This window comes from Roseibium sp. AWQ4_290, from assembly GCF_056160985.1.
In genome coordinates, this window is the sequence record NZ_JBSWYG010000033.1 from 1 (window position 1) to 23,917 (window position 23,917).

General features: G+C 57.7%; 22 protein-coding genes and 5 pseudogenes. 18 read left to right on the forward strand and 9 right to left on the reverse strand.

Annotated features, from left to right (window positions below; all coding sequences use genetic code 11):
- Positions 1-107 precede the first annotated feature (107 nt).
- The 4 genes and pseudogenes from ACXAH0_RS23830 to ACXAH0_RS23845 all read right to left on the reverse strand — a co-directional run.
- Positions 108-269: pseudogene (locus tag ACXAH0_RS23830) on the reverse strand (zincin-like metallopeptidase domain-containing protein); the annotation flags it as partial.
- Between the two features lie 554 nt (positions 270-823).
- Positions 824-1,756, reverse strand: coding sequence for a serine hydrolase domain-containing protein (locus tag ACXAH0_RS23835; RefSeq protein ID WP_475195588.1), 933 nt, complete (start codon positions 1,754-1,756; stop codon positions 824-826).
- Complete coding sequence (locus tag ACXAH0_RS23840; RefSeq protein WP_475195589.1) at positions 1,753-2,385, reverse strand: DUF1700 domain-containing protein; 633 nt, start codon at positions 2,383-2,385, stop codon at positions 1,753-1,755. Before ACXAH0_RS23840 ends, ACXAH0_RS23835 begins: the two co-directional genes overlap by 4 nt.
- Positions 2,382-2,726, reverse strand: coding sequence for a PadR family transcriptional regulator (locus tag ACXAH0_RS23845; RefSeq protein ID WP_475195590.1), 345 nt, complete (start codon positions 2,724-2,726; stop codon positions 2,382-2,384). The genes ACXAH0_RS23840 and ACXAH0_RS23845 overlap by 4 nt, the downstream gene beginning before the upstream one ends.
- Before the next feature lie 255 nt (positions 2,727-2,981).
- Here ACXAH0_RS23845 and ACXAH0_RS23850 point away from each other — a divergent pair, with 255 nt between their 5' ends.
- The 3 genes and pseudogenes from ACXAH0_RS23850 (at position 2,982) to ACXAH0_RS23860 (ending at position 6,112) form a co-directional block, all read left to right on the forward strand.
- The gene (locus ACXAH0_RS23850; protein WP_475195593.1) at positions 2,982-4,202 is read left to right on the forward strand and encodes a site-specific integrase; all 1,221 of its coding nucleotides are present in this window, start codon (positions 2,982-2,984) and stop codon (positions 4,200-4,202) included.
- Positions 4,199-5,143 (forward strand): tyrosine-type recombinase/integrase, encoded by a 945-nt coding sequence (locus ACXAH0_RS23855; RefSeq protein WP_475195594.1) that lies wholly within the window; start codon positions 4,199-4,201, stop codon positions 5,141-5,143. The genes ACXAH0_RS23850 and ACXAH0_RS23855 overlap by 4 nt, the downstream gene beginning before the upstream one ends.
- Positions 5,140-6,112: pseudogene (locus ACXAH0_RS23860) on the forward strand (tyrosine-type recombinase/integrase). The gene ACXAH0_RS23855 and the pseudogene ACXAH0_RS23860 overlap by 4 nt, the downstream one beginning before the upstream one ends.
- On the opposite strand, the gene ACXAH0_RS23865 reads toward ACXAH0_RS23860, so the two are convergent.
- Positions 6,042-6,848 (reverse strand): ArdC family protein, encoded by an 807-nt coding sequence (locus ACXAH0_RS23865; protein WP_475176375.1) that lies wholly within the window; start codon positions 6,846-6,848, stop codon positions 6,042-6,044. The pseudogene ACXAH0_RS23860 and the gene ACXAH0_RS23865 overlap by 71 nt on opposite strands.
- A 708-nt stretch (positions 6,849-7,556) precedes the next feature.
- On the opposite strand from ACXAH0_RS23865, the gene ACXAH0_RS23870 reads away from it, so the two are divergent.
- Both ACXAH0_RS23870 and ACXAH0_RS23875 read left to right on the forward strand, forming a co-directional pair.
- A complete protein-coding gene (locus tag ACXAH0_RS23870) occupies positions 7,557-8,015 on the forward strand; it encodes a mobile mystery protein A (RefSeq protein WP_475195595.1) in 459 nt (152 codons plus the stop codon).
- Positions 8,012-8,599, forward strand: coding sequence for a mobile mystery protein B (locus ACXAH0_RS23875; protein WP_475195597.1), 588 nt, complete (start codon positions 8,012-8,014; stop codon positions 8,597-8,599). The genes ACXAH0_RS23870 and ACXAH0_RS23875 overlap by 4 nt, the downstream gene beginning before the upstream one ends.
- 255 nt (positions 8,600-8,854) lie before the next feature.
- Here ACXAH0_RS23875 and ACXAH0_RS23880 read toward each other — a convergent pair.
- Positions 8,855-9,274 (reverse strand): annotated as a pseudogene (locus tag ACXAH0_RS23880) (IS91 family transposase); the annotation flags it as partial.
- 9 nt (positions 9,275-9,283) lie between these two features.
- A pseudogene (locus ACXAH0_RS23885) lies at positions 9,284-9,787 on the reverse strand (tyrosine-type recombinase/integrase); the annotation flags it as partial.
- Positions 9,788-10,105: 318 nt separating this feature from the next.
- Between ACXAH0_RS23885 and ACXAH0_RS23890 the strand changes: the two are divergent.
- The 13 genes from ACXAH0_RS23890 (at position 10,106) to ACXAH0_RS23950 (ending at position 22,818) form a co-directional block, all read left to right on the forward strand.
- Complete coding sequence (locus ACXAH0_RS23890) at positions 10,106-10,969, forward strand: TauD/TfdA family dioxygenase (RefSeq protein WP_475195598.1); 864 nt, start codon at positions 10,106-10,108, stop codon at positions 10,967-10,969.
- Positions 10,970-11,005: 36 nt separating this feature from the next.
- Positions 11,006-13,219, forward strand: a complete 2,214-nt coding sequence (locus ACXAH0_RS23895) for an FAD/NAD(P)-binding protein (RefSeq protein ID WP_475195599.1) — start codon at positions 11,006-11,008, stop codon at positions 13,217-13,219.
- Entirely contained in the window at positions 13,216-13,656 is a 441-nt protein-coding gene (locus tag ACXAH0_RS23900; protein WP_475176361.1) for an HIT family protein, read from the forward strand. The genes ACXAH0_RS23895 and ACXAH0_RS23900 overlap by 4 nt, the downstream gene beginning before the upstream one ends.
- Positions 13,657-13,664: 8 nt before the next feature.
- Entirely contained in the window at positions 13,665-14,357 is a 693-nt protein-coding gene (locus ACXAH0_RS23905; protein ID WP_475176356.1) for a dTMP kinase, read from the forward strand.
- The gene (locus ACXAH0_RS23910; RefSeq protein WP_475195601.1) at positions 14,344-15,372 is read left to right on the forward strand and encodes a hypothetical protein; all 1,029 of its coding nucleotides are present in this window, start codon (positions 14,344-14,346) and stop codon (positions 15,370-15,372) included. The genes ACXAH0_RS23905 and ACXAH0_RS23910 overlap by 14 nt, the downstream gene beginning before the upstream one ends.
- Positions 15,369-16,196: a gamma-glutamyl-gamma-aminobutyrate hydrolase family protein gene (locus ACXAH0_RS23915; protein WP_475176347.1), complete on the forward strand. Its 828-nt coding sequence runs from the start codon at positions 15,369-15,371 to the stop codon at positions 16,194-16,196. Before ACXAH0_RS23910 ends, ACXAH0_RS23915 begins: the two co-directional genes overlap by 4 nt.
- A 92-nt stretch (positions 16,197-16,288) precedes the next feature.
- On the forward strand, positions 16,289-17,671 hold the full coding sequence (locus tag ACXAH0_RS23920; RefSeq protein ID WP_475195602.1) for a M17 family metallopeptidase: 1,383 nt from the start codon (positions 16,289-16,291) through the stop codon (positions 17,669-17,671).
- On the forward strand, positions 17,668-18,525 hold the full coding sequence (locus ACXAH0_RS23925) for an amino acid kinase family protein (RefSeq protein ID WP_475176339.1): 858 nt from the start codon (positions 17,668-17,670) through the stop codon (positions 18,523-18,525). Before ACXAH0_RS23920 ends, ACXAH0_RS23925 begins: the two co-directional genes overlap by 4 nt.
- Entirely contained in the window at positions 18,522-19,160 is a 639-nt protein-coding gene (locus ACXAH0_RS23930; protein WP_475176337.1) for a LysE family translocator, read from the forward strand. The genes ACXAH0_RS23925 and ACXAH0_RS23930 overlap by 4 nt, the downstream gene beginning before the upstream one ends.
- A gap of 15 nt (positions 19,161-19,175) precedes the next feature.
- Entirely contained in the window at positions 19,176-19,580 is a 405-nt protein-coding gene (locus ACXAH0_RS23935) for a VOC family protein (protein WP_475176336.1), read from the forward strand.
- A 30-nt stretch (positions 19,581-19,610) separates the two neighbouring features.
- Complete coding sequence (aepX, locus tag ACXAH0_RS23940) at positions 19,611-20,492, forward strand: phosphoenolpyruvate mutase (RefSeq protein ID WP_475195603.1); 882 nt, start codon at positions 19,611-19,613, stop codon at positions 20,490-20,492.
- Positions 20,493-20,502: 10 nt separating this feature from the next.
- Positions 20,503-21,675: a phosphonopyruvate decarboxylase gene (gene aepY / locus ACXAH0_RS23945; protein WP_475195606.1), complete on the forward strand. Its 1,173-nt coding sequence runs from the start codon at positions 20,503-20,505 to the stop codon at positions 21,673-21,675.
- 24 nt (positions 21,676-21,699) lie between these two features.
- Positions 21,700-22,818, forward strand: coding sequence for a 2-aminoethylphosphonate--pyruvate transaminase (locus ACXAH0_RS23950; RefSeq protein ID WP_475176328.1), 1,119 nt, complete (start codon positions 21,700-21,702; stop codon positions 22,816-22,818).
- A 291-nt stretch (positions 22,819-23,109) separates the two neighbouring features.
- On the opposite strand, the gene ACXAH0_RS23955 is transcribed toward ACXAH0_RS23950, so the two are convergent.
- Both ACXAH0_RS23955 and ACXAH0_RS23960 read right to left on the reverse strand, forming a co-directional pair.
- Positions 23,110-23,367 (reverse strand): helix-turn-helix domain-containing protein, encoded by a 258-nt coding sequence (locus ACXAH0_RS23955; RefSeq protein WP_475176424.1) that lies wholly within the window; start codon positions 23,365-23,367, stop codon positions 23,110-23,112.
- Positions 23,359-23,819: pseudogene (locus tag ACXAH0_RS23960) on the reverse strand (DUF932 domain-containing protein); the annotation flags it as partial. The gene ACXAH0_RS23955 and the pseudogene ACXAH0_RS23960, both read right to left, overlap by 9 nt.
- Positions 23,820-23,917: the final 98 nt, after the last annotated feature.

A 23,917-nucleotide genomic window follows, 5' to 3' on the forward strand; every position in this document is an offset into this window, starting at 1 on the left:
TATCCGGACTGCTTCTGCGCGAAACTCCGCGCCGTGACGTGATGCCATGAACATTCTCCTTTGTGGCAAAATACCAAGTCAAAGGAGCGGTACAAATCCGGGACAGGTCCAATGTAATCCGCGTGACGAACGGTCGGGACGATGCCAAACGAGGCGCAGCAGAAAGCCGAGATCTGTTCAGCGATTATCTCCTCGAAGGCGTATTTCTTGGTACCGAACGAGCCGGAAAGATCGCGATTGAGCCGGCTGTGATGCCCGCTGGCGTGGCCCTTATGCCGATATCGGCATAATGTTCATTATGCCGTAAACCGGATTATGCCGCATGGCCGAGCCCGTCGGCTTTTGTGCCTGGGTTCGGCCATGCGGCGGTTCGGCATAATCAGAGCGCTTCGAGGAACAACGTGATTTTAGTGATACTCCGTCGTTCTTGAAATCAGGGCATGGTCGGCAGGTATCCGGACTTTTGAGACCTTGGCTCCGTGTCGCCGTTGAGCCAATTTTCTCGGTTTATTGGTGTGTTTCGGAAGCGCTTGTGATCACCCTGTCAGAGACGGGCGCCCCGAACGTTGGCGATGAGCTTCTCAAACTCGCTACGGGTCGTGAAACGATGTTCCACGCAATATTCGCTTTCTCGAGCGTTTCGATCGATGCACGAAAGGATCATCTCTTCGAGAACCGATTCTGCGGTTTTCTCACCTCCGGTGATCCTTGGAAGAAAGCGTTTGATGAACTCCGTGGTGTCCGACTGTACCACAACCACCGTGTCCCACGCAGGGATCACAAACAGCGCTTGATAGCCGAGCCCCCATGCCCAAAAGGTTCCTTAAGGTAAGCCATCTTTCGGGTTGGGAAGCCACCAAAGATCAGAATGCCCCCATCTAAGATCGTTTCTACCGGTTTCTGTGTATCCGGCAGCAATGCGTTCGATCCACGATGCAGGCAGGATCTGCCCGTTCTTCAACCGGCCCCCGTTGAGGTAAATTTGCCCAAAAATCGCGAGATCGTGTGCTGACATTCGGAAGGCCGCCGCTCTGTGTAGCGACCGCGTCGGGTCGCTGACATAGGAGACATCAGCCGTTTCGAAGTCTCTCATACCGGCCGGTCCTGCAATTCCTTTCGAAAACGCGTCCGCCACAGACAAGCCGGTGTGTTTTTCAAAAATTGTTGTTAGGGCGTTGTAGTCCCAGTTGTTGTAGGCCCAGATTGTTCCTGGCTTGTTTTCGCCGTCGCCCAGACGGCTGTTTTTCTCTGCGGTCAATCCAGCTTCCGCAGCAGCCGGGTGATTTATTCCTGAAGTGCTTTTGAGGAGTTGATTGACTGTTGCCGACCTTTGTATGTCGGACAAGGGTGCCGGAGTATCGTCGATACCCAACTGCTGTAGGGTCGCATTCAGAGGCACCTGATTGACACCGTCGCCGGCGTGCTGACCGACGAGTGCACTGAGAAATGACTTTCGTACCGAGTGGACATTGTATGGGATCGAAAGATCGCCGAACGAGCCCACAACTTGACCGTTTGTGACGATCATAAGGGAGTCGGTACTCAATGTGGCAGCGTAGTCAAATACGGCGTCCAGTCCATTGGGCTCCCAGCCCAGGCTTCTGCTCTCATCGGCATCAAGCCGTGTCACCTCGATTGCTCGGGCGGGCCGCGCACGGCCTCCCAACCCGCGTTCTCCAGTCTGAATGAGATAAATCAGTACTGAACCGGCGATCAATGTCAGGGCCAGACCGAGCAACAGAAGCCGATTTTTCATTTAATTCTTTTCTTCACTGTGCCAGCCATTTGAACCTGGTCCTTCCGCTTTGGATAACCGGCGCCAAGTACTCCGGGCCGCAACAATCGATAGTGGAGCCGTGCATAGCGGGCCAGTTGGGCAAATGCTCTGCGGAGTGCGAAAACCAATAAAAAGCCGCCGCCGATGCTGGCAGCCATAAACCCAATGCTGCGCAGCAGAAGATAGATCACTGAGCCCTCAGCCGGATGGTGGCTGGATGATACAAGGTCGAGCAAAGTGCCGATGCCGATCACTCCAAAGAGCGAAAACACAAAGAATAGGATCAAGGTAACCAATCCGAATACAAGCAAGGCTGGAAGCAGGACCACGATGTCGGCCGCGGCCAGACCGAGTAAAGCGAGCGCTGCCTTCCAGAGGTTTTGAGGGGTGTGATGTTCCTCCCACCTGCGCAAACCCATCTCAGCACGAAGTTCCTGCGCCAACCGCCGAGGGTTGCCGTGAGCCGCGACAACATCTTCAATAGCTCTGCCTGCAGCAAGGGCTTCATCGAAATAGGATCGGTAGTCCTCGATGATTTCGTCAACATCGCGGTCCGGCATATCTCCCAATTCGCTGCGAACGCATTCGAGAAACTCTTCCTGGTTCATGGGTTATCTCCGAGAATCTCGTTGACGGCCGTCATGAAAGCCCACCAACCAGTTTTCTGTTTTTCAAATTCCCGCTCTCCAGCGTCTGTAAGCCGATAATATTTTCGGGATGGACCGCTGCTGGTTTCGACAAGATGCGACATCACCAGCCCATCCTTCTGCATCCGTCGCATCAGCGGGTAGATTGTGCTCTCACCCATCCCCACCGCTTCCGCAAGTGTGCTCGAAATCTCGTATGCGTAGCTCTCCTTGCGGGACAGCATTGCCAGCACGCACAGCTGTAAAACCCCTTTTTTTAGCTGGGTTTGGTCAGTGTCAGAGGGCATTGCGTTTTCAGTCATCGGATAGCATATAATACACAGTACCTTGTATTGCTAGATACTGTGGTGATCATCATCAACGGACCAAATGCGGTGCAACCTGATCTGGCAAATTGTGGTACTAATCTCGAATGCTTCGATCAGTATGGGCTCAAAGTCGGCAGCCTCATTAATTGCCGCCACCACCGGTGGTCTGGCCGAAATCTACCGCAAGGCTGGTCAAACATTCCGGATATGCCGTGAAGATTGTTGCTCCAACAACATGGAGCACAAGAAATGGAAATATCCAACGATACTACCTGCCTCGATTGCTATCTTGAATCGTTCGAGAAAAGTCTCGCGTCAAAGAACTACAAGCCAGCCACATTGAACAACTATCGTTGCCTGCTTCGGCGGTTCGGTCGCTTGCTCGACGCCGAGGGCATCACTCCGTTGGCGTTGACGCCGGACCTTGCCGTCAAGTTGGGGCAGAGATTGCCGGCCACGCCGAAGAGCCAGGTGAAGATCCCCAATCTCGCAAAGCTGTTCGTCACGCACCTGATTGACATAGGCGTCGCGACGCGACCGCCTCTGACGCCCGCGCAGGCTGAACGCGCCGAACTGTTGGGCAACTTCGAAACCTATCTGGTCCGGCAGCGAGATCTCAGCCCACGCACGATCTATCATGTGCTCCGGTTCGCGGATCGCTTCCTCGATCATCGCTTCGGCGACGATATGCTCGACCTGCCGGCGCTGAACGCCAAGGATATCGTGGCGTTCATGGAATATCTTGTGACGCGCAAGCGTCCGTTCCGCGACAAGACGCCGGCCACGCATCTGCGCAGCTTCTTCCAGTATCTGTTCGCTCAGGGCCTCACGATGACCAACCTGTCGCTCTGCGTCCCTCGGGCGCACAAACCCTGGGGCGCAAGACTGCCCCGTTATCTGTCGCCTGAGGAGGTAGAGGCCGTCGTTGCCTCGGTGCGCAGCAATCCGCGGCGCGGTGCCCGGGACTACGCCATGCTGTTGCTGATGGCCCGTCTCGGCCTGCGTGCGCCGGAGATCATCGCGATCCAGTTGGAAGACATAGACTGGCGCGCCGGCGAACTGATGGTTCGCGGAAAAGGCCAGCATCATGATCGGCTTTCTATACCGCCAGACGTCGGAGAAGCGATCAGCGAATACCTGCGCGAGGACCGCTCCTCCGCAACCACGCGCGCGCTGTTCGTGACGCATCGGGCACCCAATCGCCCGTTCAAGGACAGCCAGGTCATCAACACGATTTTGAAGGAGGCGTTCGCTGCGACAGGCGTTAAGCCGCTAACACCCTACGTCGGATCGCATGTTCTGCGCCACAGCCTGGCAACGAACATGGTTCGCGCTGGTGCCTCGCTGGAGGAGATCGGCGATCTGCTGCGACATCGGTCGCGGGCGACGACGATGATCTACGCGAAGCTCGACACGGATGGTCTGCGTTCCATTGCCCAGCCCTGGCCGGTCGCGGAGGTAGCACGATGAGCTTCCTCGATGAGATGGACCGCTACCTCACCATCAGAAGGCAACTCGGCGCCGATCTGAGTACCGAAGAACGGATACTACGCCGCTTCGTAGCATTTGCCGACCGAGATGGAGCGCAACACATCAGCACAAACCTTGTCATGAGCTGGCTCGAAAGCCTGCCTTCCGCCAGCGCCGGAACCAGGGCGACACGCTTCAGGGTCGCCCGCCAGTTTGCCGAATGGTTGCACGGCATGGACCCAAGGCACGAGGCTCCGCCACGGGGATTGGTGCCGGGCCGTGTTCAGCGTTCTCACCCCTATATCTACAGCGACGCCGAGATCGTTGCGATCATCGAGCATGCGCGATTGCTGCCTTCGGTCTATGGCACGCGCGGCCTGACCTCCTCAACGCTGTTCGGCCTGATCGCTGTAACCGGGCTCCGGATCAGTGAGGCTCTCGGGCTCAACCCCGCCGATCTCGATACCGAAGCCGGCGTGCTTCATGTCCGGCAGGGCAAGCTCGGTAAGGAGCGGTTGCTCCCGTTGGACCCAAGTGTGGTGCAACGGCTGCAAAGCTACACCAGCGAGCGCGACCGGCTGCTTGGCCGCCAGCCGGAAGCATTCTTCGTGACCTGTGAAGGGCGCCGTCTTGGCGACTGCAGTGCGCGCTACAACTTCGCGCATGTCTGCCAGCAGATCGGATTGCGAGAACCGCAGCTTTATCTCAGGCACGGCCGTGGCCCGCGCATCCACGATCTTCGCCACACCTTCGCGGTGCGCACCATGCTGAGTTGGTACCGATCGGGCAAGGACGTCGGCCGCGAAATGATCAAGCTCACGACATGGCTTGGTCATGCGAACCCCGCCCACACATACTGGTATCTGGCAGCGGTCCCGGAACTGCTGGAACTGGCCTCTGCCCGAATAACCGGTTCAGCAGTGGAGGTGGAAACTCGATGAAGACGAGCAACTTCCCTGCGCTGATCCAGCGCTTCTTCACCGATCGGCTCTGTACCCAGATGGAGGCAAGTCGTCATACCATCGCCGGTTATCGCGATACGTTCCGGCTGCTGATCCAGTACGCGAGCGCGCGCTATGGAAAGCCACCAACGAAACTGACGATCGAGGATCTCGATGCCGATCTCGTCGCCGACTTCCTGACCTATGTCGAAACGGTGCGTGGGAACACGGCTCGCACCCGCAATACAAGGCTCGCCGCCATCCGTTCATTCTTCCGCTATGTCGCATTGACCGATCCGAGCTGGCTTCTTCATGCCGAACAAGCGGTATGTGAAACGTAGCGTCACGTTCCTCGATACTGACGAGATCGCGGCTCTGCTGGCCGCGCCGGATCGAACGACGTGGGCGGGGCGGCGCGATCATGTCTTGCTGGTACTTGCACTTCAAACAGGTTTACGCGCTTCCGAGTTGGTCAACCTGCGCTGCAAGGATGTTGTGCTTGGCACCGGCGCCCACATCCGTTGCATCGGCAAAGGACGAAAAGAACGCAGCACGCCTCTTCGTCGTGATACCGCCAAACTGATCCAGACCTGGATCGGCGAACGCCGCGAGAGCGACGGACCGCTGTTCCCGTCGATCCGGGGTGAGAAGCTCAGCCGGGATGCATTGGAGCACCTGGTGCGCAAGCATTGCCTGACGGCATCGCGAGATTGCCCCAGCATTGTAGGCAAGCGCGTCACGCCGCACACGCTGCGCCACAGCACGGCGATGGAATTGCTTCATCATGGCGTCGACCAATCGGTGATCGCATTGTGGCTCGGGCATGAATCCGTGGAAACAACCCAGATCTATATCCACGCCGATATGCGACTGAAGGAAAAGGCGCTAGCTCAGGTCATCAGCCCGGAAACACACCCTGGACGGTATCGTCCCAACGATGAACTGCTCGCCTTCCTCGAGGCGCTCTGATTATGCCGAACCGCCGCATGGCCGAACCCAGGCACAAAAGCCGACGGGCTCGGTCATGCGGCATAATCCGGTTTACGGCATAATGACCGATTTCGTGCAGGGCGGTTCTGTGCCAGTTAATCGGCTCGAAGTAGGCCTGTGGCGGCGGCACGACCACAAAGTCGTGGGCCGAATCGTAGAACGCCTTGTCACCGCCGATGCGGAAATCTATGCCGGTCGCCTTGATGAGCGCCTCGACCTTCAGTTCGATCAGGCCGGGTGGAGGCGGCGGGATGGTAACGGCGATATCCTCGGGCAGCCCCTCGCACTGCGCCGTGTTGAATACGGTGAACCGCTTGAGGAACGGGATGGCCTGCGCCTCCTCTCCGGTTTCGCGGGCACGCGTCTTCTCGTCCTCGGGAACGAAGCGGTCGGCATAGACGACGGTCGTACCGCGTTCGCCCTTGCGTACGTTTCCGCCAAGGGAAAGGGTCTGCCGGAACGTGAGCCAGCCCTGACCGGGGAAGCCATGCTGCACTACGGCGCCCCAGAGAAGCAGGATGTTGATGCCGCTATAGCTTCGACCCGTGCTGGCATTCTTCGGCAAGCCGAGCGGGGCTTTCGCAGCGGACGTTCCCCAGGGCCGCACCCAGGGCACGCGGCCCTCTTCCAGCTCGGCGATGATCTTGTTGGTGATTTCGTCGTAGAGGTTCGCCCTCGCCGAGCCGGCGCGTCGGGTGCGATCATATCTGGACATCGCGGTTCTCCGCGACGGGCGCCGGAGACCACTTCTCCAGCTTCCAACCCGTCACGGCAAACCCCGTCCGCACTCTCACTCTCAGGGGGCGTTGCGGGGCCTCCCCGCAAAAGGGGGTGGCCGGCAACGCAGTGCCGACCAGGGGGAAGGCCTTCCCCCGCATAGTCGTAAAGCCGTATAGGCGGAACGCAGGATTTCAGAACGCGAACACCACCTGTGCATTCGGCTTGCGCAACCGCGAAACGGGCCTGGAAACGCGCGGGCAAGGGTCGAAGCAGATCTTCTTCCTCTCCACATCACATCCAGCCAAGCCACGCGCTGCTTACGTCCCGACCCGGACCAACTGACGCTCAAAATAGCGTTCAACATCCTGGTTCACCTCAATTGCCAAGGTCGCAAAGGCCTCAGGCCTCCCCGTGACGCAGAGTGCCAGATCCCGGTAACATGGAACCATTTATCCCTGGCATGTAAGATGATGGTTTCGCATTGCTTGAGCGATATGACGATCACACTCCTCAGAAGAATGACGCTTTATGCGTTGGCGGTTTTAAGGCACCGACACGCATTCCTTCGACCCAAGTGTAACTGCTAATTATAAAGCTATGGCTTTCAAATATGGTCGCTTAATAAATTCCTGGCTTTATCAATTGAATTAATATATCAAGTCATAACTTGATAAATACTCATCTTTAATAAAGTCACAAGTTTATGAAATCCGCGATTCGGAACAGAGCCCGGGATCGGCTCGACAGCAAACTGGCGTCGATCAAACCAATCGACAGGTTCGCCAGGCCATCAAAAGGATGGGTCCGCGCCATTCGCGACGCGATCGGCATGACGGGCGCCCAGCTCGGAAAAAGGCTTGGCATGACCGCCCAGGGCATTGTCAGCCTCGAGCGCTCTGAGGCGGGTGGCACGATCCAGCTCAACACGCTACGTCGCGCTGCTGAGGCGATGGACTGCGTGCTTGTCTATGCGCTCGTGCCCAAGACAAGCCTCACCGAGATGGTCGATCACAGGGCGCGCGAAATTGCCTTGCAAGCACTCGGCCGCGTCTCGCATTCCATGGCGCTCGAGGATCAGCAGGTCGATCGCGACCTGGAGAAGCGCATCCAGACCTATATCGAGACGGCGTTGCGCGATCGCGATCTCTGGGAGACCACATGAGCGACGTCTTTGCACAGCCCGACGATGCAACGCCCCTTGATGCAGAAGAGCGAGAGGGACTGCTGCAGACGTGGATCACGACCCGTGCCGACCTCAATGAAGCTGAGCAGGCGAATATAGATGATGCGGTCGCCTGGATCGATCGCCGCCGCAGTGCGGATCTATTGACCGAAGGTTTCGTTTTCGAGCTGCACAAGAGGATGTTTGGAGATGTCTGGTCGTGGGCTGGCTCGGTCCGGAAAACCGGAAAGAATATCGGCATCGACCCGCAACAAATCCATCTGCAACTCGGCGGCTTGCTGCGCGACGTCCAGTACTGGATTGGGCACGGCTCCTTCTCGCCCGATGAAATCGCAGTTCGGCTTCATCACGGGGTCGTTGCCATCCACCCCTTTCCCAATGGAAATGGCCGTCACGCTCGACTCATGGCGGATCTTCTCATCGCCCGGCTCGGAGGCGAGCCTTTCAGTTGGGGCCGCGGAACTCTGCGTGACATCGGAACTCTTCGCGCCGAATATATCGCCGCGCTGCGCGCTGCCGACAATCACGATTTCGCTCCGCTGCTGGCGTTTGCGAGAAGCTGATGATCGCGGTTACGTCCCAGTTTGGCGATGCCAGCTTCCGACCGTTGCTGAGCTTCGTACGTGAGCATCGCGCAACGATCCTCGAGCAGTTCACGCCGACCGACTTTTGCCTGGCGTTGATCGACGGTCGAAATCAACCCGATCTTGTTACGGAGGCGCTAGCGCTCTTGGCCCCGCCTGAGCCCGATGTTCAAGACTATGCGATATCGAGCGCCTACGCTCGTCTGATTGGGGAAGATGTGCGCAAGGCACTCTCAGAACCGCGACGAGGCCGATCTCGGCACCGAGATGCCTGGGATCGGCGGCTTTCTTGAAAAGGATGGTGTAGACGACCGCCTTGTTTTGGAAGGCAACCGCTGCGATCTCGGCGGGCAGCGTGAACACCACGTGGAAATAGGGCACCGGCAGAAGTTCGCTCGCACGCGCGGCCAGCCAGTCCCGCGCCACCGCGGCCTGGCACTTCGGGCAGTGCCGGTTGCGGCAGGAATTGTAGGCCACACGCACCGCTCCGCAGGCCCGGCACCCCTCGATATGGCCACCAAGCACGGCGGTGCGGCACAGCTCGATCGCGCTCATCACGCGCCGCTCGACGCGGCCCAGATGACCGTGATGGGCTTGCCGATAGGCTTCGCCATGGTGGTGGAAGATATCCGCCACCTCCAGTCTCGCCGACATGGGACTGCGTCAGTTCGGCGGCACCACTTCGATCTTGAGCCGGTCGAGCGGGCTTTGCGTGCGCCGAATGAGACCGCTGGAAACTTCGGTGTAGCGCCGTGCTTGACAGGTTGTTGTGGCCGAGCAGAACCTGGATGATGCGGATGACGATGCCGTTCTCAAGCAGATGTGTTGCGAAGGAGTGCCTAAGCGTGTGCACCGTCACGCGCTTGCCTATGCCGGCGGCGGCCCGCGCCGACCTGCAGGCGGCATGAAGAACCGTAATGCTGATCGGGCCGGACCCGTCGCGGCGGGGAAACAGCCAATCGGGAGGCCGCGCCAGCCACCAGTAGATTCGCAGGATATGCAGGAGTGCGCGGACAGCATCACTTAGCGGTCCATGCCGCCCTTACTGTGGCGGACCCGAATGACACCGCGCTGGCGGTCGATGTCGGCCACCTTAAGGCTGACTACTTCGGAAACACGTAGACCCGCCAGATAGGCCGCAGTCAGTGCCGTGCGCGCTTTAAGCGTTCGGTCCACGCAAAAATGTCCTCGAAATCCAATACCAAAATCCTCCAAAGAAACGCAAATTCAGCCACTTCCAGGAGGAGGTCAACAAATCAAACGATTGCCCTTGGCTCCGCGTAACGCCCAGATGCTAACGCACGATCATCCGGCTGCCGATCAAGCGGCCACGGTCATGTATGGAGAGTATGAACCAACCAACCCCCAGCAACAATGGATTGCTGCTGTGAAAATTTCCCGCCTAAATCGATTTTTTCCACTTTTAATTTAGTCGAAGATTAGATAGCAAATAAACAGACTAGCAATTTTTACGAGGGTCTAGGTATGATTTTGACGGGTGAAGCCGAAAAAGTAAGACCATTTATTGGCGTTCAGACTGTCAACGACACACTTAAAACGCGTATATCGAACTTCCTGAAAGGAAGCGCCGCTGAATCTAACAGCAACTTGCGGGAAGACATTGTCAGATGGATTTTCGACGAGGATTTTCTGGTCGTCAACATCGCGAATTTTTGCTCAAATCTACAAAGTTTTCGCGAATTCTGCATTCAACTTTCGGAACTTCTTGGGACGTTGATGATCCAAAATGATGCCGGCGATACCGTCATTGAAGTGTTTAACCGGAATGTCGGCAGGATTGAGCAAGGAGCCCGATATCACCAGACACGGCAAGGCGGGGACATTCACACCGATTCCGTCAACCGTATCGAGCCGATGGATTACCTGGTGCTGGGGTGCGCGGCACCGGCCTTGATCGGCGGCGAAACGATCCTGCTTCGGGCACAAGATGTCGTGAACGAACTCGCGCATCTGCCGGACGTGCTGAATATCCTGCGTTCCAAATTCTATTTCGAGGGACGGGGAATGTCTTCGGACGTTCAACTCTTCGAACTCCCCGTTCTCTCCGAAAAGGATGGAAAGCCCAGATTCCGGTATCTCCGTTCCTATATTGCATCTGCTCACGAAAGGGCGGGTGAACCCCTGACGGCTGATCAGGAGTATGCCTTCGACGTTCTGGACTCCGCGCTGGAGACTTCCAGCCTGCAGTACCGCGTAACACTTCGCGCGGGCGACATCCTGATCGCCGAAGACACGTCGGTTTTTCATGGACGGACCAGTTTTGTCGACGGTCCCGTTCCGGGAGGCTGGGCGCCGCGAAGGCACATGCTTCGCTGCTGGATTTCCTGACCTCCTCTCATCGATCCCGTTGTGAGTTCATCAACAATGTCAAAGTTTTCCTTGGCCATCGTCGGTGGCGGCCCAAATGCACTTTATTGTATCGAGCGTTTGCTTGCGCGCACCGAAAAGAGCCCGGCACTCGCGAAGCTTCTGTCAATCCATGTCTATGACGCGCAGGGAAATTTCGGAGCTGGGTGTCACTACCCGGACCAGCCGGTCACCAACCACCTGAACAGGATAGCGTCGCAGATTTCCTTCGGTGCGGACGAAAGCAACCGGGATCAGGTTTCGGCATTGTTGCCGGAACATCGGCGGGAAACGCTTTTTTCCTGGTGCATGAAACAATACGCAGAGACCAGGAATGAGCGTTACAACGTTTCTGAAAGAGAGTGGGTGGACAGGGGACTGTTCGGCGAAGCGTCCTGTGACGTCTTCAAACAGTACGTTGCCGCTCTAAAGGCGCATGGTGTGAAGGTCGAGCTTGTCCGGGACAAGGTCACCGGGGTTCAAAAGAAGGGCGAAGAGTACCTTCTGAGCCTGGAAAAAGGTGGCCTCCCAGCCCGGCATGCGGCAATCATGCTGTGTACGGGTCATCCCATTTCTGAACAAAGCCAGGCATCCCGCAAAGATTCGGCAAATGGTGAGGCGAACTACGTTCACAGCGTCTACCCGATCGAGCGTATTGACGCAGATGTCATCAAGCCGGGTGAAACGGCGATATGCAAGGGAATGGGATTGGCCGCGATCGACGTCATCCTGAGGTTGACGGAGGGGCGCGGCGGATATTTCGTTCCGACCGGCGATACCGTCCGGCCTCTCAGATATGTGCGCAGCGGTTTCGAGCCGAAACAAATCTTTGCTTACAGCTCGACCGGAGTGTTTCTGTTCGCACGGGCCTATAACGAAAAGCTCAACGATCCCGATCTTTTCGAGACGGGTCATTATTTCACGCCAGGCTTGATCGACCGTTTGCGCCAGTCCGTCGGGATCGCAGCTCACGACCCGCGCGGAAACGAAATACGTCAGCTGGACTTCGGGCGCTTCGTTCTTCCGGTCATGGTGCTGGAAATGCAGCGGATCTACTATCAGACCCTATTCGGAAAGCCGGAATTCGAAAAGTTCCGAAGCGAAGTTGATACTCTCGTCGACTGGTTTGCCGACGGTGGCGCGCAGAGCTTCGATAGCATCAATGCGGCGCTGCACGGATTGTCCGAACCCGTGGAAAGATATTTCACGGAGCTCGCCGGGCGCCTGTCCCGCGCACTGGACGGAAGCGAAGGCCTGGCCGAAACGGATGTTCCGGCACTGTGCGCGTTTGTCAGGGTCTATGCGGGTCGACGCGTGCAAGAAGGCGAACCTTTGGCCGTGCTGGCCGAGGCGCGGACAATTCTGGCCGAGCCTTCGCCGTTCCTCCATGAGCCGTGCCCCATCCGGCATTTGTTCAAGTGGACCGCGTTGATTGAACCGCTGAAGACTTTCCGGGACGCACCCCGGGAAGCCCTGCGGCAGTCTGCCTATTCTGCCTTTCTCAAGGACCTGGCGGAGGCGACGCAGGGGAACATATCCAATCCCCGGAAAGCCGCGATCGACGGCGTTTGGCGCGATATGCGCGATACGGTCAGATATTGTGTCGAATTTGGCGCGCTGCTGCCGGATTCCCAGAAGTTTTTCATGAACACGGTGCACCGGATCACCAACCGGGTCGCCGTCGGCACTTCGCTGAAAATGATGACCAAGATCATGGCGCTGGTCGATGCTGGCATTCTGGATCTGTCCTTTGGACTTGCACCTGATCTCGAGGAAACGTCCGGCGGATTTCAACTGTCCAGAAATGGAGGGGCGGAACGCGTCCGCGGGCAGGTCCTGTTCAATGCCTCTGTTCACAAGTTCGACCTTTCGCGCACACAAGACCCGCTTTACCGCTCGCTTGCCGAGAACGGACTGATCCGCGAATGGGTCGTTTCGTCGACTGACGGCGGGCGGTTTGCAACGGGTGGCGTCGAAGTCGATCGCCAGACCAATCTGGTGGTTGGCGCTGATGGTCTTGTGAATCCCCGCATCGGGCTGCTCGGCACGCCAAGCGAAGGACCGCTGTATTTCCACCTCGCTGCGGTTCGACCCTACTGCGCCGATCCCGTGATCGCAGACGCCGACAAGGCAATCTCCGCATTGCTGCAAAACCTTCAGGAGGATCTCCCGGAATACGGAGACCTCTGCTTCACGGGTGTTTCCGCAAAAGACAAGGAGTTGCGACCATGACGACGACGCTGGAGGAATTCCGGGACGCTTTCCAGACCTCCGAGCTGCTCGTTTACGCGAACGAGAGCTGGACCTGGTCCGTCCGTCCACAGCAGTCGACCTTAGGCGCATCCGTTCTTTCGCTGAACCGTTTTGCCGCACGCATGTCGGATTTGACGGAGCGGGAGGCGCTGGATTTGCGCGATGCGCTCACGAAGATGGAAGCCGGACTACGCAGTGCCTTCGGGTTTGAAAAATTCAATTACCTGATGCTGATGATGGTGGACGACCATCTCCATTATCACTGCATTCCCCGCTACTCCCAACCCAAGGACTTTGGCGGACGAGCGTTTCCGGACACGGGCTGGCCGAAGTTTCCGGCACTGGGTGACGATGCCGCAAGCGGTGACCAGGCGGTTCTCAAGGCAATCGCCGAACACCTGAAAAAGACGCTCTAGGGGAACCGATGTTTTTTTGTCCTTTGAATAATCCCGATGCGCCATTTGCGATTGCTTTCGTCGGTAATGACGGCGCGGGAAAAAGCACGCTGTCGAAGGCAATTCGTTCAGAACTCGAAAATCGGGTTTCGGTGAAGCGCATCGACAAGTGGGATGTTATCCGAGAGGATATTTATCCCGAATATTCCTTTATGGGCAACGATCTGCCGCTGCTGCGCCGGTGCACGTCACAGATGCAGGAGGTGACGCGGACGCTGTTTTTGTTCTGGACCCTTCACGGCACCTTGAAACCGGAAGTCCTCCAGGGCTGCGATGTCGTGGTGCTTGACGGCTACTGGCCGAAACATGCCGCCTCCGAAATCCGCTATTCGGGACAGACCGCATTGGTCGAAGCCGCCGTTCAGGCGATGCCGGTTCCCAATATCACTTTCTTTCTGGATATCGAGCCGGCCGAGTCCTATCGCCGCCGGTCAGAGGATGGCGATATTCCGCTGGTTCCCTACGAGTGCGGTCTGGATCAGGACCTGTCGGAAACTTCGTTCCTGCGCCATCAGGGCGCGGTGCGGGACCAGCTCATCGACTGGAGCGAAAAATTCAACTGGCACCGTATCGATGCCGCGCGTCCCTGCGACGAGATACGTGCCGAAATACTGGACCTGATATCCATGGCTCTACAGGAGAAAGCAGATGCTGCAGCATAAGATTGCGCTGCCGGTCAACGCGACAGAGAGCAGTGTCTACGACCTGTGCAACATTTCGGCTGACGCATATCTCCGGGAAACCGATGTTGCCTTTGCCGGCGGTTCGATCGTCGAGGGTCTCGGAAACCGGTTTTCGGACGTCGATGTTCACGTGATCACGGATCGGTACCGCCTGTCGGAAGAGATCGACGTCGCCCGTCACTATCGTGTGCTTACGCCGTCGCGAAGCATCGTCAAGGAGGGCGATACCGGCCAAGAGATTTTTCTCATTCACACCCTGATCCCGGGCACGCAAATCAAGGTCGATATTGAATATCGCACATATGAAGGTCTCGATGCGCTTGTCGACCGTCTGCACGAGGTATTCGACTACGCAGTCAACTCGCCCCTGCTCTTGACCAAGGACATCGACCACCGGGAAAAAGCCTTCCTGAACCGGCTGTTCACCGGGATCACACTCCACAACGAAGACAGACTGGCCGATATTCGCAAGGCTATTGGCAAAGACCGGTTTCTGTATCTTCTCTACCGCTGGAAAGCCTCGGATTTTTCGGTCCTTATCGACTTGATCGGCGCCTATGAACAGGACGAACTCGAGCGGGCCTGCGATCTGGCGCGCGAACGGCTCATTGCCGAGTTCCAGGCATTCGTTCATCTGGCTGGCTGCACGAATTTCAATCGAAAGTGGCTGCTGTCCTACGCCCGTAAAGTCTCGATCGATCCGGGCCTGCTTGCGCGCTTCGAGCGGTTGTTTCTGCTGGACGGATATGACCTTCGGCAGAACCCGCGAAAATATGTGCGCGACACCGTGGATTTTGTCGACGACGTGATGTTCGCGTCGGAAGCCTATCTTACCGGATCGCAGATCTATCCACGAAAGGAGGCGGTGCTGAGCGCCATAGACGCCACTCTCGAAGGTGTCGACGAAGCGTATGCACACAGTGAAGCGGAATACAGGAAGAAGGCCTATGGCGTCGCAGGCAAACCGACATGGAGGCAGTTTGAGCAGCCATGAGCAGCCGCGTCCCCGTCATCGGAATCTCCTGCTGTTTTCGCACGATTGACGTCGCGAATATCGGAGCGGTCCGCCATCACACGGTCTACGAGATGTATGCCGACTATGTGCGGGATATTCTTGGTGCAGCGCCGGTTCTGATACCGGCCCTTTACAAAAACGCCGGTCCTGAGGTTCTCGGCGCGCTTCTGGACACACTGGACGGCCTCCTGCTTACGGGCAGCCCCTCCAATGTCCGCTTGAGGCCCGATCCGTCCAGCAAGGACGGGTTCAGTGAGACCGAAGACTTTGTGGGCGGAGAGGATACGCGCCGAGACTGGACGACGCTGCCGCTGTTGAAACGCGCCCTGGAGCGTGGACTGCCGGTTCTCGGGATCTGCCGTGGCATGCAGGAAATGAATGTTCTGCGCGGGGGCAGCATGATCAATGAATTGCATCTCAGGCAAGGCAGGATTGATCATCGCTCCGACAAGACAGTGCCTTATTGGGAGCGGTATGGCCCGGCGCATCCCGTGATACCGCAACCCGATAGCTGGATCGCGGACCAGTTGGCCAAAGCCGGTAACGGCAATGCGCCGGTAGTGGTCAATTCACTCCATACGCAAGCCGTCGACAAACCTGGAGCGGGCATCTCGGTCGAACTCCTGGCCGAGGACGGAACGGTCGAAGCCATTCGTATCGCCGACGCCGGCAATTTCGCATACGGCGTTCAATGGCACATCGAATGGCACCACGACGATGCAGCCGTCAACAGGATCATTTCGTCGGCGTATCTTGAGGCGTGCCGGTCGCACGCCGCTTTGCGAGGCAAGGCCCCGATATGAACCTGGTTGCGACAACCTCAGAGGGACGGCCTTCACGGATTGCTTCTTCCTGCACCGGTGGCTTCGCCGACGATGTTAAAATCTGGAAAGGGATGCCCGATCCGGGAAAGATCTTTGTCAGCGACAAGCGGGCAAGTTCGGGTTCTCTGTGTCTGCCCCTGGGCCTTGACTGCAGCTCCTATGTGGCAAGCGTCGCCTTTCCCCGCACTCAAGGGTTCCAGCCCGATGCGGAACTTGTTGCGCGGACCTATGGACAACTGGTGGCACTCGCCGTCGAGGCAGGATGCGGGCGTCTGACGCTCGTGCCTCCGGATGCTGCCGAACACGTCCTGCCCTGCCTGGTCGAGGCCCTCGTCCGTCAGGACATGGCTGGAGCAGGCACGCTCGAGCTCAATCTGTCGGCCTTTCCGGAGAACATTCGCCGGCAAGCTGAACGAGTGGCGCAGGGAAAGTCGCTGGCGCGGCAGATCACGGAAGCGACGCCTGACCTTCCGGTCTTTGAGTTGGCCGAACTGGCAGCTCACACACTGGCGACGGCCGGTGTAAAGGTTGAAGCGGTCTCCGAGAAAGCCATTTCCGAAGAGTACCCCCTGCTTTCCGCTGTGGCAGCCGCAACTTCCGCCAATCCGGATCGCCGTCCCAGCGTCTTGCGGATACAGCTTGGCTCCCCGAGTGCCCGGCGTGCTCTCTTTTGCGCCGGCAAGGGTGTTGTCATGGATACCGGCGGGGTGGACCTAAAGCCTGCAGGCCAGTTCGGTATGTCGCGCGACAAGGGAGGAGCCGGAGCGCTTGCCGGCTTCCTTCTGGCGGCAGCCGGGGCAATGCCGGAAGATCTCTTTATCCGTGCGGAACTGGCTTTCACCTGGAACGGTCTCGGCGGTAACGCCATAACGCCGGACCATTGCCTGACATCTGCAAGTGGATTGCGGGTACAGGTCGGCAACACCGATGCCGAGGGCCGCCTTCTTCTGTCCGATGTTGTCGCCTCCCTCTTGTCGGCCCGGGCGGCCGCTTCGGCCCAGTCAGCCGATTTCATAGCGCTCGCGACGCTGACCGGCCACGCCGGGAGAGCATTCGGCAAACGAAGTGTTCTCGTCGGCGATGACACAGCACAGCAGCGCGGGCTTGACCGAATGCTCTTCGATGCGGCATACCGTATGGGCGAACGGGCGGCAGTCTCTCCGTTGTGTCCGGAAGACTTTGACGTGATGCGGTCTGCAAGACCGGGGATCGATCTTGTTGCCGCAACTCCGGCCAATTCGGTCGCGACACCGCGCGGCCACCAGTATCCCTGTGCTGTCATCAAAAAATTGTCCGGCTGGTTTTCGAAACCTGTGCCGGAAGCCGATTGCTTTCTTCTTGCTGACATAGCCGGGGCGAATACGCGTTCCGACGTTGTGGGCCAACGTGCGGGTGCGCCGATGGTCGGGGCTCTGGCCGCCCATTACCTGTTCACCGAGGAGGCAGCAGCATGAAAGCCGTGTCTCCCAAGCGCAGCGTTGTCATCAAACTGGGCGGTGCATTTTTCTCGGACAAGAACAAGCCCGGAGTCGTTCACCACGAAAAACTGTCCAGGTTCTGCACCGATCTCGCCCACGTGTTGGAGAATGACACCAGATCGGCCGGGGTGTCCGTACTTCTTGTATCGGGAGGCGGCAGCATCGGTCACCACGCAGCAAGCCGCTACAAGGTTACGGAAGGGGCCCTTGGCTGCGACCTTCGGAACGTCTACCGGATGTCCAGGGCCATGTTCGAGATGAAGTCGGACCTGTGCGAACGCTTCGCCGAGCTTGGCGTCGCTGCGTTTCCGCTGCAGGAAGCCGCCCTTTTGTCGGTGAACAGCCGAGGGACGCTCGATCTGGATATTTCCCAGCTCGGACTGATCATCTCGCTTGGCATGATGCCCGTCATGTCAGGGGGCTTTGTCTTCAGCCAGTCCACAGGTGTTACCGCGTTGAACGGTGACCGTCTTGTTATGCAACTGGGACTGGAGCGGGACCTGGGCGTCGAAAGAGCGCTCTTCCTGTCTGGAGAGGACGGGTTGCTGGATGGCGATTTGAACCCTGTCGCCGTTCTTTATCCGGACCAGCAAGCGTTCGCGATGCAGCTCGTGCGTGATTTTCCACGCGCTGGATTGGATGTCACCGGCGGTATGCGCACGAAACTCGAAAGTTGCTTTGCTCTTGCGCGGGCCGGCGTTGAAACAAGGATCTTCTCCGGAAACTCCTGCGTTCGTGAAACGCTTGCATCCGCCCTCTTTGGCCAATCGGACGCCGGAACTCTGTTCCACCCGGAAAAAACAAAACAATATGAGTGTCTTCAGCCATGATCATTCCCGCTGAAATCTGGTCGTTTGTCGTTCTGCTCAGTGCCGTCACGCTTGTTCCAGGGCCGAACGTCATCATCGTTGTTCAAAACGCCCTGCAGGGGGGACTCTCTGAAGGCATCAAGACGATATTCGGCAATCTAACGGCGCTGTTGGCAATGGCTGCCGTGGCCGCGTTCGGTCTGGGGAGTCTATTCCTGATATATCCGCAGTCGTTGACGGTGTTGAGGCTGCTCGGTTCGGCCTACCTATTGTATGTCGCCTGGAATCTCAGCCGCAGCGCCCTGAAATCGCTGGGCGATTCGGTAACCGTCAGTCTGGACGCCGGAATTGCCGGGAAGCGGAACAGCTATCGGGACGGCTTGCTGATCTCGTTTTCCAATCCAAAGGCCATCATCTTCCTGATGTCGGTCTTTCCTCAGTACATTGACCCCTCACAGAGCCGCTTCGGCCAATTTGTTGCCTTGTTCGGCGCTCTGATCGCGGTCGTGTTCGCAATCCATTTCGGCTTCGCAAGCCTTGGTGCGCAACTCCGGCGCACCGGTCGCATGAAAGCCGTTCTGATCGCAACCAAACTTGTCGCAGCGGTGCTTCTCGCCGTGTTTTCCATCGCAACCTGGAAATCCATCTTCTTCTAGACAGGAGACGTCAAAATGTCTGAACCGAGCACTCTTGGTATCGATCATTTGGGCCTGAGCGTCAGGGACCTCGATGCCAGCAGGACCTTCTTTGAAAAAGCGCTGGGGTGGACCCAGTTCGGTGGCAACCCGGATTATCCTTCAGCCTATATGACTGACGGCACTTCCAAAATCACATTGTGGCAGTGCAAGGGCGACGCGATCAACGGATTCAACCGGCACAGCAATGTTGGTCTCCACCATCTCGCCCTCAAGGTGCCGACGGCCAATGCATTGCGCGAGACCTTCGAATCCGTGCGCGCCTGGCCGGGCGTGGAAGTCGAGTTTGCTCCAGAGTTTTCCGGAACGGGGCCGAAAGAACATTTCATGATTTACGAGCCCGGCGGAACGCGGCTCGAAGTTTCCTACGATCCACGCTGAATTTTCAAGGTCTCCCGAGGGGAAAGAAAGATGATTGAAGACGTTTCTTCCAAAAGCAAAAAACTGAAAGACACGTTGACGAGCAACTCGCTCGAATTTCTTATGGAAGCTCATAACGGGCTCACCGCAAAGATCGTGGAACGGACGGGTTTCAAGGCCATTTGGGCTTCAGGATTGTCGATTTCTACCGCCTTCGGTGTTCGCGACAGGAATGAAGCCTCCTGGACCCAGGTCCTCGACACGGTAGAGTTCATGTCGGACTCCACGGAGATTCCGATCCTTGTCGATGGAGACACCGGGTACGGCGACTTCAACAACACTGCCCGGCTCGTGAAAAAGCTGAGCCAGCGGGGCATCGGCGGCGTTTGCATCGAAGACAAACTGTTTCCGAAGCAGAATTCGTTTGTCGGCGAAAAACAGCCCCTGCTTTCAATTGACGACTTCACGGCAAAAATCAAAGCGGGCAAGGACGCGCAGCGGGATAACAATTTCTGCTTTGTTGCCCGTATCGAAGCGCTGATTTCGGGATACTCGATGCAGGAGGCCCTGGACAGGGCGGATGCCTACAGATCCGCTGGTGCCGATGCCATTCTAATCCATTCAAAAAAGTCCAACGCTGACGAAATTGCCGAATTCTGCACCCGGTGGAACAACGCGTGTCCCGTGGTGATCGTCCCCACCAAATATTATCAGACGCCGGTTCAGGTTTTCCGCGACCTCAATGTTTCGGCCGTCATCTGGGCAAATCACAACATGCGCGCGGCGGTATCCGCGATGTCCCTGATTTCTCAGCAGATCTTCGAGCGCCAGTCTATCGACGGCGTTGAAGGCACGATTGCAACGTTGTCCGAGATATTCGAACTGACCGGCGAGCATGAGTTCGAGAGCTATGCAAACAAGTACCTGACCTGAGGAGCGCGTCGTGATTACAACGGTAAACTGGGCGTCCGCATTGATTGCTGCCGGTTACAGGTTCGCCGCAGGTGTTCCCTGTTCCAGCCTCGCGCCGTTGCAGAATTTTTGTCAGAACATGCCAGAGGTAACCTACGTTACCGCCCCGAATGAAGGTATGGCCGTGGCTGTTGCCGCCGGCGCTGCAATGACGGGTCAAAAGTCCCTCGTTCTCATGCAGAACTCAGGACTGGGAAACGCAGTCAATCCACTCACGTCGCTGGTGGAACCTTTCAAGGTGCCGACACTTCTGGTTACAAGCTGGAGAGGAAAGCCCGACACCAAGGACGAACCGCAACATGCCCGGATGGGACTTTCGACGCACGCGCTCCTCGACGCCTTGAATATTCCCTGGTTCGAATTGCCGGAAGACGAGGCGGCTGCTCTCGCACAGCTGCGCAAAGCCATAAGAACCGCAGAAACCGGACGCAGGTGTGCAGCGATAATCGTTCCCGACGGACGTTTTACCAAGGTTATGGACCAGAGCTCACAGTTGCCGTCTCCACGGCGCGGACATTTTACGGATCTTCGCGAAGGTGGGGAAGCTCCCACTCGCTTCGAAGTCCTGGAAAAGCTCACAAAGGACGTTTCCGGCGGCACTCTGAAAATCGCCACCACCGGCAAAACGGGAAGGGAGCTGTTCGTCGCGAATGACGGCCCGCAGAATCTCTACGTTGTCGGATCCATGGGACTGGCATCCTCCATCGGTCTTGGCATGTCCATGGCGTCGGACAATCCGATAATGATCCTGGACGGCGACGGTGCGGCGTTGATGCATCTCGGAGCACTGCCGATGATCGCGGCTTATGCGCCGCGCTCTTTCGTACATCTGCTTCTTGACAACGGTTGTTACGATTCCACCGGAGCTCAACGAACCTTGTCCGGAAGTGTGCCATTTGCCGAGATGGCAGCCGGCTGCGGCTACTCCGCAAGCTGTTGCGTGGATTCCCTGAACGGGCTTTCAGAAGCGCTCGCCGCGAACCCAGGCGAAGGACCGGTGTTTGTCCATGCCAGGATCCGTCCTGGCTCATTGGCCAACCTGCCCAGGCCGGACAAGACACCGGCCGAAGTGCTGCAACGCCTGCAACGCCATTTCGGTTTCGATGCTCTCACTGAGCCGAAACTGATGAGTACGGATGCCTGATCGAAATCACTGAAAAGACCAGATATGCAATCATATTTGTTTACACCCGGACCGCTGACAACCACCGAGACTGTTCGCAATGCGCAATTGCGGGACTGGGGATCGCGGGACACGGAATTTATCGCGTTGACAAAACGTGTCAGCGAACGTCTGGCCTTCATTTCCAATGCCGGTGACAGTCACGTGCCGGTTCTCCTGCAGGGACCGGGCACCTACGCCGTGGAAGCAACGATTGCGACACTGGTGGCCCCGGCGGACAGGCTCCTGGTCCTGGTGAACGGCGCCTATGGGCACCGGATCGCGGAGATCGCCCGCCGGCTCAAGCTGAATGTCGAAATAATGGAACAGGACGAATTCCATTCTATCGACCGGGAAGCTGTGGCAACGTACCTGGAAGACAGGGGCCCTTTTGATTTCATGGCAGTCGTTCATCTCGAAACGACAACAGGGTTGCTCAACCCAATCCATGAGCTGTCCGATCTGGCGACCCGTTTCGATGCTGGTTTGATCGTCGATGCCATGAGCAGTTTTGGCGCTTATCCAATCGACTTGCAAATGCTGAGATGCAGCGCTCTCGTCGCTTCGTCGAACAAATGCCTGCATGGGGTTCCAGGCTTGTCCTTTGCGATATGCAACAGGAAGACCCTCCACCAGAAAGACCACAGCGCCCCGTCGCTCAGCCTTGATCTCAAGCATCAGGCCGACGGCTTCGACCGGAGCGGAGAGTGGCGCTTCACGCCCCCGACACACTGTCTGGCCGCATTTGATCAGGCGCTGGATGAATTTCTCGCAGACGGTGGAGTGCCTGCCCGGCGAACCCGGTATGCGCGCAATGCAAATATTGTAAGTACGCGGCTGAGAACTCTCGGCTTCAACTTGGTTCTCAAGGAAAGCTGCAGGTCGGATGTCATTCTGACATTTGCCTACCCGGAGGGAGACTGGTTCGACTTCGATCGGCTGTACGACACGCTGGCAAGTCAGTCCTTTTACATCTACCGGGGAAAACTCACCCGAACGGAATCGTTCAGGATCGGCTGTATCGGCGCCCTCGACAGCGGGCACTTCAATGCAATGCTTGATCTGTTCGCCTCGGTTGTCGAGGAGATGAAGACCGGCCCGAAAACGGTGGTGTGCGTAGGTTAAGGAGCCGGAGGCTGGTTCAGAGGCACCTGTTTCCCATTTTTGATCCGAGAGAGAGGACAGGCTCCAAGCACGGGTATTTTTATTGCCAACACCAAAATTCTCCGATGATGGCGCGATTGCTGGCGAATCCATGATGAGATTAACAATTAAAACGATCACTCTCTGTTCCCCGAGATGCGCAAATGTGCACGCTCGGGCCCCTTGTCTTCATTATCACCCACTTCGCCGTCGTGCTTAGGGTGTCATTTCGACCTCTGCGGAACCGAACCGTAAATGTCAGCTTCTGACAGTTCAGCTTTGGCGCAATGCGCGCCGGGCAGACGGCGTAACACCAAATTTAGCCTGAAAGGCCCGGCCGAAGGCTTCCTTAGACGCATAGCCAACACGTTCGGCGATGGCGTCAATTGGGAGGTTCGAGTGCAGAAGCGCTTCATCTGCCTGCTCAAGCTGTAAAAAGGCAAGGGGGCCTGGCGCCGATCGGCATCGCAAGCCGTTGAAGTCACATATGCTGACGGGGTCATTCGGTGGAGCCGCTCCACACCGCTGCACGGCTTCGGCGAGTTCATAGTCATGGATCCGGCCGTAGTCCGGACGGTGACGGCGCGCAGGTCGACCCGACCGTTGTCGGTCTCTAACGTCTTGATCTGTTCGGTCCGGTTCGAGGCCAGACCGTATTGCAGGTTGATGCCGGCAAGTGCTGCAGGAAGCTGTCGGCGATAGGCTCCCGGCGCGCCCACCAAGCTGGCCAACTGGCCGAAGGACTAGTGCGTCGGAGCGACGGGTGCTTCCGCACCGGGCAAATGCAGTGCCATCCGCTCGGGATTGTCCCGGGTCGCTTCGACTTGGATCACCGCACTCTCCACCACACGAGACCGGCTGCGCTCGGAGCGCACACGAACCGACTGGGTCAGGTCGTCCAGAGGCAGATAGCGTTCGTCGTCGGGCCGCGAAAACCACTCCGACGACACGCGGTCGATCCGTTCGCCGCGCGAGACGTCCACCTTGTAGCCGCCGCGCGCTTCACTGCGGCCATCGAGAAACTCAACCTAAGTCATTGGAAAATATCTCCACGACGGGCACCGAAGGCGCTCCTCCAGCT

Bases quoted from the DNA above. Each gene is read 5' to 3' on its own strand.
- ACXAH0_RS23835 (WP_475195588.1), bottom strand. From the start codon at position 1,756: ATGAAAAATCGGCTTCTGTTGCTCGGTCTGGCCCTGACATTGATCGCC.
- ACXAH0_RS23840 (WP_475195589.1), bottom strand. From the start codon at position 2,385: ATGAACCAGGAAGAGTTTCTCGAATGCGTTCGCAGCGAATTGGGAGAT.
- ACXAH0_RS23845 (WP_475195590.1), bottom strand. From the start codon at position 2,726: ATGACTGAAAACGCAATGCCCTCTGACACTGACCAAACCCAGCTAAAA.
- ACXAH0_RS23850 (WP_475195593.1), top strand. From the start codon at position 2,982: ATGGAAATATCCAACGATACTACCTGCCTCGATTGCTATCTTGAATCG.
- ACXAH0_RS23855 (WP_475195594.1), top strand. From the start codon at position 4,199: ATGAGCTTCCTCGATGAGATGGACCGCTACCTCACCATCAGAAGGCAA.
- ACXAH0_RS23865 (WP_475176375.1), bottom strand. From the start codon at position 6,848: ATGTCCAGATATGATCGCACCCGACGCGCCGGCTCGGCGAGGGCGAAC.
- ACXAH0_RS23870 (WP_475195595.1), top strand. From the start codon at position 7,557: ATGAAATCCGCGATTCGGAACAGAGCCCGGGATCGGCTCGACAGCAAA.
- ACXAH0_RS23875 (WP_475195597.1), top strand. From the start codon at position 8,012: ATGAGCGACGTCTTTGCACAGCCCGACGATGCAACGCCCCTTGATGCA.
- ACXAH0_RS23890 (WP_475195598.1), top strand. From the start codon at position 10,106: ATGATTTTGACGGGTGAAGCCGAAAAAGTAAGACCATTTATTGGCGTT.
- ACXAH0_RS23895 (WP_475195599.1), top strand. From the start codon at position 11,006: ATGTCAAAGTTTTCCTTGGCCATCGTCGGTGGCGGCCCAAATGCACTT.
- ACXAH0_RS23900 (WP_475176361.1), top strand. From the start codon at position 13,216: ATGACGACGACGCTGGAGGAATTCCGGGACGCTTTCCAGACCTCCGAG.
- ACXAH0_RS23905 (WP_475176356.1), top strand. From the start codon at position 13,665: ATGTTTTTTTGTCCTTTGAATAATCCCGATGCGCCATTTGCGATTGCT.
- ACXAH0_RS23910 (WP_475195601.1), top strand. From the start codon at position 14,344: ATGCTGCAGCATAAGATTGCGCTGCCGGTCAACGCGACAGAGAGCAGT.
- ACXAH0_RS23915 (WP_475176347.1), top strand. From the start codon at position 15,369: ATGAGCAGCCGCGTCCCCGTCATCGGAATCTCCTGCTGTTTTCGCACG.
- ACXAH0_RS23920 (WP_475195602.1), top strand. From the start codon at position 16,289: ATGCCCGATCCGGGAAAGATCTTTGTCAGCGACAAGCGGGCAAGTTCG.
- ACXAH0_RS23925 (WP_475176339.1), top strand. From the start codon at position 17,668: ATGAAAGCCGTGTCTCCCAAGCGCAGCGTTGTCATCAAACTGGGCGGT.
- ACXAH0_RS23930 (WP_475176337.1), top strand. From the start codon at position 18,522: ATGATCATTCCCGCTGAAATCTGGTCGTTTGTCGTTCTGCTCAGTGCC.
- ACXAH0_RS23935 (WP_475176336.1), top strand. From the start codon at position 19,176: ATGTCTGAACCGAGCACTCTTGGTATCGATCATTTGGGCCTGAGCGTC.
- aepX (WP_475195603.1), top strand. From the start codon at position 19,611: ATGATTGAAGACGTTTCTTCCAAAAGCAAAAAACTGAAAGACACGTTG.
- ACXAH0_RS23950 (WP_475176328.1), top strand. From the start codon at position 21,700: ATGCAATCATATTTGTTTACACCCGGACCGCTGACAACCACCGAGACT.